This window comes from Leclercia sp. LSNIH3 (assembly GCF_002935105.1).
GTDB lineage: Bacteria > Pseudomonadota > Gammaproteobacteria > Enterobacterales > Enterobacteriaceae > Enterobacter > Enterobacter adecarboxylatus.
Genome location: NZ_CP026391.1, coordinates 18,001 through 32,015 on the forward strand (window position 1 = coordinate 18,001; position 14,015 = coordinate 32,015).

14 protein-coding genes are annotated in these 14,015 nt (G+C 62.7%); 5 read left to right on the plus strand and 9 right to left on the minus strand.

The features are described from left to right. The first annotated feature begins 5 nt into the window (after nucleotides 1-5). The 4 genes from C3F35_RS24785 to C3F35_RS24800 all read left to right on the plus strand — a co-directional run bounded on the left by C3F35_RS24785 (nucleotide 6) and on the right by C3F35_RS24800 (nucleotide 5,888). Complete coding sequence (locus C3F35_RS24785; protein ID WP_004883075.1) at nucleotides 6-3,122, plus strand: efflux RND transporter permease subunit; 3,117 nt, start codon at nucleotides 6-8, stop codon at nucleotides 3,120-3,122. A 190-nt stretch (nucleotides 3,123-3,312) separates the two neighbouring features. Continuing rightward, nucleotides 3,313-3,648 (plus strand): DMT family transporter, encoded by a 336-nt coding sequence (locus tag C3F35_RS24790; protein WP_004883073.1) that lies wholly within the window; start codon nucleotides 3,313-3,315, stop codon nucleotides 3,646-3,648. A 12-nt stretch (nucleotides 3,649-3,660) separates the two neighbouring features. Next, nucleotides 3,661-4,278 carry a DUF3313 family protein gene (locus C3F35_RS24795; RefSeq protein ID WP_004883071.1) on the plus strand — a complete coding sequence of 206 codons (618 nt, stop codon included), beginning with the start codon at nucleotides 3,661-3,663 and terminating at the stop codon, nucleotides 4,276-4,278. 221 nt (nucleotides 4,279-4,499) lie between these two features. Beyond that, a complete protein-coding gene (locus tag C3F35_RS24800; RefSeq protein WP_004883070.1) occupies nucleotides 4,500-5,888 on the plus strand; it encodes a patatin-like phospholipase family protein in 1,389 nt (462 codons plus the stop codon). On the opposite strand, the gene C3F35_RS24805 is transcribed toward C3F35_RS24800, so the two are convergent. The 9 genes from C3F35_RS24805 to C3F35_RS27195 form a co-directional block, all read right to left on the minus strand. Then, nucleotides 5,881-7,863: a relaxase/mobilization nuclease domain-containing protein gene (locus C3F35_RS24805; protein ID WP_004883068.1), complete on the minus strand. Its 1,983-nt coding sequence runs from the start codon at nucleotides 7,861-7,863 to the stop codon at nucleotides 5,881-5,883. The two genes, C3F35_RS24800 and C3F35_RS24805, sit on opposite strands and share 8 nt — an antisense overlap. Nucleotides 7,864-8,299: 436 nt before the next feature. Further along, the gene (locus tag C3F35_RS24815) at nucleotides 8,300-8,899 is read right to left on the minus strand and encodes a S26 family signal peptidase (protein WP_004883067.1); all 600 of its coding nucleotides are present in this window, start codon (nucleotides 8,897-8,899) and stop codon (nucleotides 8,300-8,302) included. Beyond that, nucleotides 8,896-9,441 (minus strand): DUF2840 domain-containing protein, encoded by a 546-nt coding sequence (locus C3F35_RS24820; protein ID WP_004883064.1) that lies wholly within the window; start codon nucleotides 9,439-9,441, stop codon nucleotides 8,896-8,898. The genes C3F35_RS24815 and C3F35_RS24820 overlap by 4 nt, the downstream gene beginning before the upstream one ends. After that, nucleotides 9,438-9,713 (minus strand): hypothetical protein, encoded by a 276-nt coding sequence (locus C3F35_RS24825; protein ID WP_004883063.1) that lies wholly within the window; start codon nucleotides 9,711-9,713, stop codon nucleotides 9,438-9,440. The genes C3F35_RS24820 and C3F35_RS24825 overlap by 4 nt, the downstream gene beginning before the upstream one ends. After that, nucleotides 9,710-10,348, minus strand: coding sequence for a ParA family partition ATPase (gene parA / locus C3F35_RS24830; protein WP_004883061.1), 639 nt, complete (start codon nucleotides 10,346-10,348; stop codon nucleotides 9,710-9,712). The genes C3F35_RS24825 and parA overlap by 4 nt, the downstream gene beginning before the upstream one ends. 265 nt (nucleotides 10,349-10,613) lie before the next feature. Further along, complete coding sequence (locus C3F35_RS24840) at nucleotides 10,614-11,456, minus strand: replication initiator protein A (protein WP_004883059.1); 843 nt, start codon at nucleotides 11,454-11,456, stop codon at nucleotides 10,614-10,616. Nucleotides 11,457-11,482: 26 nt separating this feature from the next. After that, complete coding sequence (locus C3F35_RS24845; RefSeq protein WP_004883058.1) at nucleotides 11,483-11,767, minus strand: helix-turn-helix transcriptional regulator; 285 nt, start codon at nucleotides 11,765-11,767, stop codon at nucleotides 11,483-11,485. Between the two features lie 112 nt (nucleotides 11,768-11,879). Then, nucleotides 11,880-12,647: a DUF2285 domain-containing protein gene (locus C3F35_RS24850; protein ID WP_004883055.1), complete on the minus strand. Its 768-nt coding sequence runs from the start codon at nucleotides 12,645-12,647 to the stop codon at nucleotides 11,880-11,882. Between the two features lie 343 nt (nucleotides 12,648-12,990). Beyond that, nucleotides 12,991-13,542 carry a DUF2958 domain-containing protein gene (locus C3F35_RS27195; RefSeq protein ID WP_004883053.1) on the minus strand — a complete coding sequence of 184 codons (552 nt, stop codon included), beginning with the start codon at nucleotides 13,540-13,542 and terminating at the stop codon, nucleotides 12,991-12,993. Between the two features lie 118 nt (nucleotides 13,543-13,660). Between C3F35_RS27195 and C3F35_RS24860 the strand changes: the two genes are divergently transcribed. Then, nucleotides 13,661-13,954, plus strand: a complete 294-nt coding sequence (locus C3F35_RS24860; RefSeq protein ID WP_064717570.1) for a helix-turn-helix domain-containing protein — start codon at nucleotides 13,661-13,663, stop codon at nucleotides 13,952-13,954. Nucleotides 13,955-14,015: the final 61 nt, after the last annotated feature.

Genomic DNA, 14,015 nt, shown 5'->3' on the forward strand with positions numbered 1-14,015 from the left:
TCGCTATGAAGATCACAGAAATGGCGCTGCGCGCCAGCAGACTCACCTACCTTGCCGCGGTCATCATTCTTGTTGCCGGCATTGCCACGTTTCTCAATTTCCCTTCGCAGGAAGAGCCATCGGTCACGATTCGAGATGCGGTTGTTGCCGTTCTGAACCCTGGCATGCCAGCCGAACGTGTTGAGCAGTTGATCGCGCGTCCGATCGAGGAGCGTTTGCGGGAGCTGGCCGAGGTCAAGCGTGTAACCACAACCGTTCGCGCGGGCGGGGCCGTCATACAGGTCACGATCTGGGAGCGGTACACCGACCTAGCCCCCATATGGCAGCGCGTTCGCGCGAAGGTTGCCGATGCTCAGCCTCTGCTTCCACAGGGTACGTTGGGGCCATTTGTCAACGACGACTTCGGCCGTGTTGCCGTGGCCTCCATTGCGGTGACCGCGCCGGGCTACTCCATGGGCGAAATGCGTGTGTCGTTGAAAGAGATGCGCGATCGCCTATACGCGCTTCCCGGCGTTGATCGCATCAGCTTCTACGGCTTGCAGGAAGAGCGCGTCTATCTCGAATTTGATCGACCAAAACTAGCCCAGCTTGGATTGACCCCACAAGGGGTGATCGATCAACTCGTTAAACAAAACGTCGTGCTTTCAGGCGGGCAAATCGCCATCGGTGGCATCAACGCTTCGCTGGCTGTTAGTGGAGAGGTTCGCGACGCCGCTTCGCTGCGCGCGTTGCCGATCATGATGGCGCAAGCTCAGGGTGCGCGCGGTGCTTCGCCTGCTCCTTCAATCTCACTGGGAGAGCTTGCGCGCGTGCAGGTACAACCTGCAGATCCTCCCGAGTCTGCTGCAGTCTATAAGGGCCAGCCTGCCGTAGTGATGGCAGTGTCCATGACCTCGGGCCAGAACGTGGAGCAATTCGGCGTAGCCCTCAAATCCCGTGTGGCCGAGCTTGAGAAACTTCTGCCCGCAGGTTTCGAGCTCTCCTATGTGACATTCCAGGCAGACGTCGTCAAACGTGAAATGGGCAAGATGAACCAGGTGATGATCGAAACGATTGTCATCGTGCTCGGCGTCGTCGTCCTTTTCCTGGGATGGCGCACAGGATTCATCGTCGGGATGATCGTGCCGCTTACCATTCTGGGGGCACTGATCGTGATGCGCGCGCTGAACATCGAGCTGCAAAGTGTTTCGATGGCAGCCATCATCATCGCTTTGGGGCTCTTGGTAGACAACGGCATCGTGATTGCCGAAGACATTGAACGGCGCTTGGCAGCCGGTGAAGACCGCAAACAGGCTTGTCTCGAAGCGGGTCGTACCCTCGCACTGCCGCTGCTGACGTCCTCATTGGTTATCGTCATCGCCTTCTCCCCGTTCTTCTTCGGCCAGAGTGCGACGAGTGAGTATCTGCGCTCTCTCGTCATTGTCCTCGCGCTCACGTTACTCGGATCTTGGCTGTTGTGTCTGACCGTCACTCCACTGCTGTGCTACCACTTCACCAAAGTGCATCATCAACCGGCGAATGACGCGCAAACCTACAACACACGCTTCTATCGCGGCTATCGCAAGTTGCTTGAGTGGGTGCTTGACCACAAGGCGATCTACGTTGGTGTGATGACGGGTGCATTGGCCGTAGCTCTGTACGGATTCACGACACTGCCATACGACTTCTTGCCGAAGTCCGACCGAGTTCAATTCCAAATACCGGTGCAGCTCGCCCCTGGAACGGATTCACGGCTCACTCTTGCCAAAGTGAAGGAAGTGAGCGGCTGGCTCGGTGATCAAGAAATCAACCCCGAAATCACGGATCACATTGGCTACGTCGCTGACGGTGGGCCGCGCTTCATCCTTGGGCTCAATCCCCCATTGCCAGCATCGAACATCGCGTACTTTGTCGTGACGGTCAAGGCAGGCACCAACATTGACGTCGTGATTGCCCGAACTCGGGCTTACTTCGCGCAGCATCATGGAGATGTACGCGCAGAGCCTCAGCGGTTCTCGCTAGGCACTACCGAAGCCGGCACAGCCGTCTACCGGGTCAGTGGGCCGGATCATGAGGTGCTGATGAATGCGGCGGCGAAAATTGAGTCCGCGCTACGGGAGCTGCCAGGTACGGCCAACATCAAGAACAACTGGGATACCCGTGTCGGCCGTCTCGATGTTCGGGTCGATCAAGATCGTGCGCGACGTGCTGGCGTCACCACCGACGACATAGCTGCCTGGCTTGGCACCCGCTACATCGGCCAGTCGATCTCTGTGATCCGAGATGGCGATACCAGCGTGCCAATCGTGATGCGCGGGACGTCCAATGATCGGCGCAGCACTGCGGACGTTGGTTCGACGACCATCTATCCAGCGTCGGGTGGCCAGCCGGTTTCCCTGGCGCAAGTGGCCGATGTCACGCTCGCTAGCGAGCCGTCTGTGATCCAGCGCCGCAATCTCATTCGTACAGTCACAGTTCAGGGGCAGAACACCGCATACACCGCGCAAGAGATCGTGGATCACCTCGCACCTCGGATCGCCGCAATTGAACTACCTGCAGGCTATGCCATAGAGCTTGGTGGAGAAATTGAGGAATCGGCTGAATCGAATGCATCGCTCACGCACTACATGCCGTTCGCTCTTCTGGCGATGTTGCTGCTATTCATCTGGCAGTTCAACTCCTTCCGCAAGCTGATCGTGATTCTCGCAACGATTCCCTTCACGTTGATTGGGGTCGTGATTGCACTGAAGGCAACAGGCACTCCTTTCAGCTTCATGGCGACATTCGGGGTGCTTGCGCTGTTCGGAATCATCGTCAACAACGCCGTTCTTCTGCTCGAACAAATTGAACACGGCCTCTCGGAAGGTCTCGCCCGACATGAAGCCCTGGTGGGAGCTGCGATGCAGCGGCTGCGTCCAATCGTGATGACCAAGGTGACCTGTATCGCGGGTCTCGTGCCCCTGATGTTGTTTGCGGGGCCGCTGTGGAAGGGCATGGCCATCGGCATGATCGGTGGTCTCGCACTTGGCACGCTCGTGACGCTTGGCCTGATTCCGTTGCTCTACGAGGTGCTGTTCGGAATGAAGTGGCCGGGCAGCAAACGGAGTCACGAGGCGGTACAACAACCAGTGCAACCGGTCTGATCCCTCAGCGTAACTGTCCACACGCTTCCCCCGATCTCTCTCGTGGCCGGAGAGATCGGGGAGACAGATTCTCGCCATCAGAGAGTTTAAGAAGAAATCAGAAGCAGAGCGAATTGACCGCCTACTGCCTATTCTTTGATGCTTTGATGCTTTGATAATCAATTTTCACTGAATAGATTTGGAGAAATATATGAACCCGTTGTCATGGAATCCATGGTTGGTTCTACTGATTGCCGGCCTGTTCGAAATCGGTTGGCCACTAGGCCTCAAGATGGGTGCGGCCAATGCAGCGATGCGCTACGTGGGGCCGGCGATTGCAGTTGCCTGTATGGCAGCCAGCGGCTTTTTCCTATGGTTATCTCTTAAACAGATCCCCATAGGAACAGCTTATGCGGTCTGGACCGGCATCGGTTCGCTGGGCGCGTTTTTCGTGGGCGTGTATGTGTTCGGCGATACCGCCTCCTTGATACGTTGGGTTGGAATTGCGCTGGTTGTTGCTGGCATCGTCTGTCTGAAAATGGGATAAATGAAAATATATATGAAACGCCCTATTTCATTAATCCATTTTGTGCTGCTGGCAGGCCTCACGGCAACCTTATCTGGCTGTGCTTCAAACGGAATGACTCGATCAGGGTTTCTTGGTGATTACGATGTATTGGGAAAAACGAAGTACGAAAATGTTCTGCTCTTCAAGGCGCCAGGCTTTGAACCCAGTCGTTACCGGGAAATATTAGTCGAGGATGCTCAGGTAGTGACGGCAACTGGACGCATAGGTGGGCTTGAAGCTGAGCAAGTGCGAGAGCTTCTCGATCACGTCAACAGTGAACTGCGACATCTCCAAACTAAGTCCGAAGCTCCCGCATCGTCAGGCCGCATACGTGTGCGTGTGGCAATTACGACCATTGAGACGCCCAATAGAGCAGTCAACACCCTAACGACGTTGCTTGTTGGACCAGTGACAACTGGGGGAGCTAGTTTGGAGTTTGAGGCAGTAGATGAACAAACAGATCGTCGGGTGGCTGCTGCTAGCTGCTTCGAGCACGGCAACGCTCTCGCGGATTTCAAAGGCTCCTACACACTGCTCGGGCATGCAAAGTCTGCAATCACCACCTGCCTTGAACGGATCAATAGCGCTTGGAGAAGTGCTGGCTCGTGAATAGCTGCTATTCCATAACTTCGCGCGGATCGCGAGGAGCCTCATCAAGGGGATTCGTAGGGTGCCGTTCTTGTAACGTCTGCAGCATTCTGGAGTGGCTCTGCTTCGTCGCAAAATTGCCGGCGTTTCTCGTTCTTGTCTATTCGAAACGCTGCGTGGTGCTGCTTGCAGAGGTAAAGCGCCTGGAGGTGTGTAAATTCACACGATGGAGTTTGGCCGGTGTGCTGGCAACGGTAGTTCTGACAGGGTGTTCCACTTACCGTCCTTGGATCAACCCGACACTTTCCGACGCCGCCTTAATGTCTCTCGCCGAGAACGACCAACGCATCAGGCCGTCGGAGGTCAACCAACCGGTGGTTGTAGCGGTGACACTGTCAGGCGGGGGCGCTCGGGCGGCGGCCTTCGGCCTGGGCGTGCTGCGCGAACTCAAGGCCACACGCTTCGCGCTAGAGGGCCAGGAGACCACTCTGTTGGATCAGGTGTTCCTGGTCAGCGGAGTGTCGGGGGGCAGCATCCTTGCCGCGCACTTCGCGGCCTTCGGCGATGCCACGCTGACTCGTTTCGAGCCGGATTTTCTGCTTGTGCCTTTTGAGGGGCGACTCATACGTGAAGCTCTGTGGCCTGAGCGTCTTTATAGACTAACTTCACCTTGGTTTGGGCGCAGCCAGATCCTGGCTCAACGCTTGGACGAACTTTTTGAAGGCCGCACCTTTGGTGACGTGCGCCGACGACCGGGCGCGCCCGAACTGATGATCACGGCAACCGACCTCACGACCGGTGCCCCTTTCGATTTCACCACCGAGCAATTCCGGCTAATCTGTTCCGACCTCGATGCAACGCCGCTGTCTTTCGCGGTGGCGGCCTCGTCGGCAGTACCGCTGGTGCTGTCGCCCGTAACGGTGCGAAACAACGCCAATACCTGTCCGCCGCCTCTCCGATCTTTGCCTGTCAGAGGGCAAAATTACAGATCACGCATCCTGCAAAGCGGCATAGACAGCTACCTCAATGCGCACGATCGGCCCTATATCCACCTCGTGGACGGTGGTGTCTCCGACAACCTCGGCGTACGTCTGATGCTAGACCGGCTAGTAGCTTCGGGCTCAATGAGCGCCAATTTCTCGGAGGTCAAGCCCGGAAGCTTGCGCCGACTCGTGTTGGTGACGGTGAACTCCGAACGAGGACTGAGCGAGAGAGTGGACAGTAGCGACCGAGTTCCCAGCACGACGCAAGTACTTGAGTCGCTGATCTTCGGTGCCGGCGCTCGCGAGACCCAGGTGACGCTGGCCATGCTTAACGACGACCTGCAACACTGGCGTTCCGAGATTGTCCGCACCCGTGGCCAAGCGGACAGCCCCTTTGCGGCCGACGCAGAAATCTACGTAGTAAGCGTAAGTCTGAACGACGTGCCGGACGACAAGATCCGGCATTCGCTGCTGCGCGTGCCCACAGCCTTCACGATCGAGGCTACGGATGTCTTGGACCTGCAAACTGCGGGAGGCGAAGCACTGAGGCAATCCAAGGAGTTTATGGCATTGATTGAATCTCTAAGAAGAATCACAGCAGCCAAGCAGACTGCGCCTGGTACTCAGCTTCCCTTGATATCTAACTGATACCGATACTGGGCTTTCGTCCAAGTTCCCAAGAGGCACTTCCGCCGATAACCTTTGCGGCAAGCTGTTGTCCCAGTCGCGGCTCAATTACCGGCCGCCACGGCACAAGGCTGAACCCCATGCCGTCATCGAGCATCGCGTAGCGCCCGCTGGCGAGCATAATGGAACGCCGGTAGATACCGGCTACGCGCTGCCCGTCGGCCACCGGGCGATGCTCTAGGCCGGTTTCCGCCGCAATGTCTTTCGCGGCCTGCACTAGTTCCCGATTGCGTAGCGTGCCCAGCAGGTTGCGCGCGAGGATGACGCGCTGCCCGCGGCGCTGTGCCAGCCCCTGTTCTTCGAGGAAATCGGCTCGCTGCTGTATGGCCTGCTTGGTATCACCGCCAAAGCCCAAGTTGCCCAGCCCACGGCCACCGCCGATCAGTTGCTGGTCAAGCCAAGTCGCGCCGATGACGCGGGCCTGCCGTTCAATAGGAAGGTGTGATTTCAGCTCTACGGCTACATCGCCCAGCCGTTGCGCGTCGTATTGGCGGCCACGCTCGGCCAGGTCGTCCGGTACCTTCCATAGCCCTTCGGCCACGCGCTCCACGATGCAAGCCCGGCGCAGGGCTTCCAGCCGCCGGACATGAGCGGCGACGACTTCCTGCGGGTCGCGTCCGGGCGTAGCCCGGCCCTGCTCGATTACCAGGTGATGATCGGTGCGGTACAGGCCATCGCTCGCCAGCGAGGCGATGTTCTTGTCGGCCGTGCGCACCTCAGTCGAACCCTTCACCTCTACCACAGCGCCCGTGGGATAGTTCGCCAGTTCGTCGCGGGCGTTCAGTGCAACGTAGTGGGCCTTACCGTCCGTGCCGTCGATGATCAGATAGCCTCGGTCGTGCAACTCATCGGCAAGCCCCTTCGCGGCCACGCGGCCGATGAGGCTGCGACCATCGTCGCCCGGCTCGAACACCGCCAGCTCACGCGGCTGGCCGCTCATGGCCCGCTGCATCGTTCGGATGATGTCGCCACGCTCACCCAGGGCACGCAAGGTCTTCTCGGCATCGGCATGAATGGCCCAGGTGCCGGGCTGCACCTCGTCGGCTAGGCCCAGGCGCTGCAAGCGTTGCAGGCGGCCGATCAGCAGCAGGCGCTGGCGTTGCAACCTCGGCTCGTTGAGCCGTTCGACATGCACCCGGCCATCCTCGCCGGTCTCGCGCTGCAAGGTGCGATCCAGGCTCGTCCACCGCTCCTGTTCCACCTCGCGCCTCAAGGTCTGCTGAATCTCCAGTTCGGTGCGCGGCCCCAGCCACTCGGTCGCCAGCTCGGCGGCGCGATGGCGGAAGCCGTGGGCGATGTAGTCACCCGCGATGATGAGGTCTTTGCCGGTGTCGTCGCGCCCGCGCACGATCAGGTGGGTGTGCGGGTTGTCGGTGTTCCAGTGATCCACCGCCACCCAATCCAGCCGCGTGCCCAGGTCGGCTTCCATGCGGCTCACCAGATGCCGGGTGTAGGTGCGCAGGTCGTCCAGCTCGGCCCCGTCCTCGGGCGAGACGATGAAGCGGAAATGGTGCCGGTCGTCGGCGCAGCGTTCCTTGAAGGCGTCCAGATCGGCTTCGTCGGCCTGTGGCCCGTAGCCCCGGCCCGGTTCGCCATCGCGACCCGCGCCGTCGCGCTCGATGTAGCGCAGGTGCTTGGCGAGCGATTGCGGGCTGGCCCGCTGGTGATTGACCAGCAAGGTCTTGATGGTCACGCGCCGCGACATGGGCATTAGCTTCGCCCCGGCGAAGCGCGCCGCCGTGTGGCCACGTCCGAGCCGAGAGCCGGGCCGCTGGCCGGTGCCAGCCGCGCCAGGACGGCGTACTGCCGACTTGCCGCTGCTGGCTTTGCCGGCCTGCTTGAGCACCTTGGAAACGAAGCTCTGCCCCTGGCCCTTGCCCCGGTTCTTCGGGGCGCTGGGGCGCACGCGAAAGTCGTCGTCGCGGCTGTCGGTCATGGCTGCGCTCCCCGCAAGCTTGGGCGTGTCCTGTCGTGCGAAGCACGCGGACATGCCAGCATTGGCGCGACCCTCGCGCCAAACGCGGCACGGTGGCGAAGCCGCTCCGTGCCGCGTTCCCCCCATGTGCTGACTGGCTTTCGACGCGGCCAGGTGCCGCGTCCTTTTGTCTTGCCTTCCGCCTTTGCCCTTCGCTGTCGCTCCAGGCAACGGCGGCCCGGCGGCGCTGCTGCGTGAACAGACAGCGCGCCGGCGAAAGCGCCAATGGCCGCAGGCCGGGCGCGTTCGAGGCAAGACGCCTGAACGTTGGACGGCTGCGCCGGATGCTGCGCGACGTGCGGTGCGAATGCACCGGCACGACAGGCGCAGCGACACTGAAGCAGCCAGCAGAACGACATGCCCGATGGCACGTCAGAGCGCAGCGAATCGGCGGCCATCATGGGCGTATCTCCGGCCACACCGGATGCGCAACGCCGATCACGGCGGATGCGCTGACCGGGCCGAAATAGCGGCTGTCGAACGATGCTGGATTCGTCACGCTCAACAGGAGCAGTTCGCCCGGTTCAAGGCGGCGGCAAAGCTGCAAGGACGGCAGCGCCCGGCCCAGCCGGTCGGCGGGCAGTACGGCGGCCGAAGGCACGCCGTCGATGCGTACCTGACCGGCGACGATGCAGACGTGTTGCGGCGCGACCGCGCCCACACGTTTGAGCAGCGGAACGCGCGTCGGCAGGTAGCCGCGCTGCGCAGCGAGCGCGGCAGCCGTGGCCGGAAGCGGCACCAGCACGATGCTGTCCACGGACAACGGACGTGGCAGCGAGGCGGTGCGCGGGTCGAACGGGTCAATGCGATACCAGCCGACCGCCACGCTGTCGGACGGGTTGTAGGTCAGACGCGGCAGCGGCGACACGAAAGCCGCCCAGGCCAGCGCAGCGAAGCCGATGGCGGCCAGTGTCGCCAGCACGATGCGAGCGCGCAGGCGTGAGCGAGGACGCGGCGCCACGTCGGGCGCGTTGGGTGTGGTGGTCGGGGCGGTCATGGCAGCACCTTCCCGGCCAGCCAGGCGGTATGCCGCTCGGTGGTGTATTCGGGCAGCGCAAGGCGAGCCGCAAGACGGTTGCCCAGCGTGCGCCAGTACGCCGGCGACACGTCGATGGCAGCGATGCCCAGCGCCTCGATGCCGTCGATGCGCTCCAGCACGGCGCGCACGTTGGCATCGCCTTCGGTGTGTAGGAGCAAGCGCGCGCCCGGCTGAACACCGGGGATGCGCTGCGCCGCGTCCAGCGGTGTGCAAGCCTGCATCACCATGAGTTGCCAGCGGATCGTGCCGTAGTCGTTGGCCTGCCAGCGGATGCGGCAGAGCATCGCGCCCGGCAGGAACACCGCGCAGCGCCGCCAGCGGTCGAGCTGAAGCGTGCGCGCCGGTTCGCCGAAGCGCAGGTAGAGCTTGAAGCGATGTTCGAGGTAGGCCAGCGAAACGCGCGTCAGCGGCACATTGCCGGCCTGTCCGGCGAGTGCCGAAAGCGCAGGCAGCGGCGCAGCCGGTGCCGCGTTCGCGGCAGGCCAAGCGAATGCGTTCATGGTGTGTTCTCCGGCGGAAACTCCCGCTCCAGCAGGCCGCGCAGCAGGTCGGCCACGGTCACGCCTTGCGTGAAGGCCGACACCTTGATGCGCGCCCGCATGGCGGGCGTGATGTCGAGCGTGAGGCGGGCCGTGTAGAGGTCGCCTTTGCCCAGCGCGTCGGCATCGCCCTGACGAATCCACGCCTCGGCGTGCGGATTCGCGGGCGGACGTGCGCCGATGCCGACGCGCTTGCCCGTGCGTTTGCTGTTGGGTGGCTGCTGCGCTGTCATGTCGGCCACCGCAGCAGTTCGTCCACCAGGGCGGTGATTTCGCGGGCGGCGGCACTGTCGGGCGCTGTCTCGCGTGCGAGCCGGCCAGCGGCCACGCTGTCGGCGAAGACGATGCGCTGATGCACCTCCGAGCGCAGCGCGGGCAGCGGCTGTTCGGCGAGCGATTGCCGCGCCTCGCGCCCGATGATGGTGGTGCTGACGCGCCGGTTGATGACGAAGGCCGCGCGGAGCAGCGGCCGGAACACCTGCGCCTCGCGGATCAGCGAAACCATTTCCGAGCTGGCCCAGAGGTCGTAGGGGCTGGGCTGCACCGGGATCAGCACGCGCTCGGCCGCCAGCAGCGCGGAGCGCGCCAAGGCGGCGATGCGCGGCGGCCCGTCGATGATGACGTGATCGGCCCGCCTGGCGAGTTCTGGCGCTTCCTGATGCAGCGTTTCGCGTGCGAGGCCCACGGCGCTGAACAGCCGTGGCAAGCCTTGCTGGCTTCTGCGCTGCGTCCAGTCCAGGGATGAACCCTGCGGGTCGGCATCGAGCAGGACGACATGCTGGCCGCGCATCGCCAGTTCGCCCGCGATGTGCGTGGCGAGCGTGGTCTTGCCGACACCGCCTTTCTGGTTGAGCAGAGCGAGGATCATGGCGCGGCCCTCCCTGCTGGAAAGCCGGGCTTTACCTGCCGTGCAAAACGCTGTTCGCCGTGCCGTTTCTCGGTTGTCCACCGAAACGGCGCGCTTCTACTAAAAGTTATGTATTTCTTGTTAGGGAAGTTAGAGGGGCCGCAAACCCGCGCCGTTATTGGCTTTCCGGCGTTTTCGTACTCCTGATAGCACGATAGGCGTACTCCCGATAGCACGATACCCGGTACTCCTGATAGCACGAGGCCGTCCACACCTTTTCCACGAGTTATCCCCGTGCCGTGTGCAGCACGGGCCGGAAGGTCAGCAGTTCTTGTCCGTCGTCCGGCATTCGCTCGATGCCCAGGACGTAGCCGGGCAGCGACTGCCGCGCCACCAGGACGCGCAGGTCGTAAGCGAAGTCGGAGAAGCGCGCAGCGCTGCCCGACTTGCGGTGCAGGTGCCGGAAGTCGAATTGCCAGCCGCCCGGCTGCTTGCCGCCGTGCTTGCGCACCAGGCGGTACAGCCAGCGCTCGATCCCGCCCTTCAAGCGGAAATAGGCTGGGTCGATGGTCAGCACCAAGGCGGCATCGAGCACGCCCGCATAGAACCAGTCCGGCAGGATCAGTTCGATGCCCAGCGGCACGCCGCTGGCATCGGCCAGTTCCTTCCACTCGTTGATCCACGAGAAGCGATGCAATCGCCTTCCCGTGGTTTCGCGGATGGACGTGGCCACCGTGGTCGATTGCAGCCGGTCGAGCGCGGCTTTCAGGCGCAGGTAGTCGTTGAGAGACGTGCCGCGCCCGATGAAGCGCAGGATCTCGTAGGGAGTGGCGCGTATCCAGCGCGACGGGCGCAAGCCCGCGTCGCGCGCCTCCACGATCTGCGAGGCGGCCCAAATCAGCAGGTCGGCATCCCATATCGTTGCGATGCCGTGCTCCTGCGTACCCTCCACGCGGATGGTGATGCCGCCGGCGCGGAAGTCGATCGGCGCGGTACGCCGCGACTTCGCCAGCGAGAAGAACGGAAAGGCCATCAAGTCCTGGCTGTCGCGGGGTGCCATGTCGCCCGGCAGCGCGCGGAACAGGTCGAGCTGTTCGCGCTGCAAGGCTTGCCCTGGCGGGCTGGACATGGCGACGGCCACCCACGCGCCAGCGATCAGCGGCCATCACGGTAATCGCCCGCGTGGCGTTCGGCATATTCCGGGTCGGAAGTCGCCTCGTAGCTGCGCTGGTCGGCCCAGGCATCGAGGTCGGACACCGCGTACATGACGCGGCGGCCGAACTTGCGGAACTTCGGGCCGCCGCCGATCACGCGCTGTTTCTCCAGCGTGCGTGGCGACAGGCGCAGGTACTCGGCGGCTTCGTCGTTGGTCAGGTAGCGTTGGGGCTGCGCAGGCGCAGCGACAGCAGCGGCGGCAGGCCGCAAGGGAGCGGGTCGCATGGGATGTACCTCCATCAAGCCCGGCCACACCACGCGGCCGGTTAGAGGCACTTTCAAGAAAGCGAGGCTGCTTGCTAAGGGACGATCTACGGGGGACGCGAAACGTCCCCCCCTACTGCAACGGCGGCGGAAGCTGTGCCAGGCGGCGATAGCCGCCACGCATCAGCGCATCGCCACGACGTACCAGCCGCCGCACGCGGGCACGTAAGGCGCTGTCCTTGTGCCAGTCGGCGGCGACGGCATCGGCGCCGAACAGCCCTTCGGCCACTTCGCGCAATGACGCGCCCGCCAGGGTCGCGTCGAGCGTCTGCAAGGTGTGCAGTTCCAGCACCGCGGCCGTCGTGGGCCTGGAACGGGCCGCCGCCGCAGGCGTGGCAACCGTGGCCACGGCCAATGCGTCCAGCTCGGACGCGAGCGTGCGATAGCGCGCGCAGGGCGTGGCGCAGGCGCGGGTGGCGTAGAGGTAGGCCATGCCGTCTTCCAGGCCCGGCGCGAGCGCGAGCCGCAGGCAGCAGCCGGGCCAATGCGACACCAGCACCAGGCGCTTGCCGTCGTGGATCAGTTGCTTGCGGCCAGGGACGCGCCAGAACTCGAAGGCATGGGCTTCGGGTGGCGGGTCATCGTCCGGGTAAACCTGCACGACGGCATCGTGATCGGGAAACCAGGCCGGATGCGCGTCGCGCGCATCCAGGGCTGGGTCTTCCAGCAGGCGCAGGCCCCACGCCTGCGCCGTGTCCGGCCGGCGGCGGCGGCGCAGCCAGTCGCGGCGGTAGTCGGGATTTCGGCGCAGGTATTCCCACGCCAGCGCAGGGCCGTCAAGGTGCAGAACGTAGAGATAGGCCGCTGTCGGATACCAGTGTTCGGCGCTGCGATCAGTCATGGCGAAACCTCCCTCTGTTTGGGATGCGTCGCCACGATTTCCGCGATGCGGGAACTATCGAAATGCCATCAGGTCGTCATCAAAATTGGTTAGGCTGTAACTGTCGGTGTCAAGACCATTTGGCTCTGCGTGTTGCGGAAATCGTCTGAATGCGACGGCTACGCCTTCAGGAAAATGACGCGCAGCACCGAACACCGTGCCGCAGCCCGCGCCCAAGATCAGGACTGTTTTCAACAGGATCGCACCACTTCGGTGCAAGAATGCGGATTCAGACCTGCACGGTCTTGATCAAGATTGAAATAGTCACGATGCGCCCCGGCTGGCTAGGCCGCGCTGGTTTTCATCAGTCCGTGATCGCGCCGTTCTCCTGCGCCAGCCGGACGTACTCCGATAACGGGCGCACCGCCTGGAAATACCGATCCCGCCGCACCGGCAGCTTGCGCGGCCCGACGATGCCCGCCAGGTCGGACAGCTTGACCATCCCGAGCTCAGGCATACCGATACCGAGGTCGATCAGGCCGTAGGCCGTGTCGCCATCCGCCGGGTCGAGCGACACCAGCAGCCAGGTCACATGCGCGTCCGGGGTGAACAAGCGCACCACGGGCAGCGGGTCGAGCCGCTGACCAGCGGCGAGCGCCGCGCCGTGGGCCAGCAGCCGGGCGCGTTCATCAGCGGTGACAAGCGGCAGGGTCATGGGCAGCTTCTCCACGAAACCGACGATGCGCGAATGCGCTTTGGTGCCGAAGCGCAGAACTGCCGAAACGCATCCGTGCATTCGTGTGGAAGCACCGATGTGCAAGCCATCGCATCCGTAGAAGAACAGAAGCGCCGAAGCGGAATTGTCGGAAGCCGGAAAGACACGGATGCGATTCCCCGGTTCTGTCGGAATCCGCATCTGCGGATTTCCGTAAAAGCACGAAAGCGGGCCTTTCAGCCATGAATGAACACTATAGATTGTAGCCCTATAGGGCGCAATGGGCTGTCATCTTGGTTTTTATGGGGAAACCAAGTTAGTGACAGCGAAACACTCATTGGCAACGGCAATACGGACAGTCAGGAAGGCGCGAGGCTTGAGCCAGGAAGCGTTCTCCGACGTGTCCAGCCGCACCTATATGAGTACGCTGGAGCGCGACTTGAAAAGTCCGACCCTGCACAAGCTGACCGAGCTGTGCGAGGTCATGGAAGTGCATCCGCTGACGCTGTTGACGCTGGCCTACGCCGGCGACGACACGCACAAGGCCGACGAACTGCTGGCGCGGGTGCGCCAGGAGTTCGAGGCCGTGCTGAAAGAGCGCGACGCGCCCTAGCGCGTCTGAATGCCCGCAAGCGGAGCGCGCAGCGCCGCCAGGCGCGAAGGCGTGAGGGATT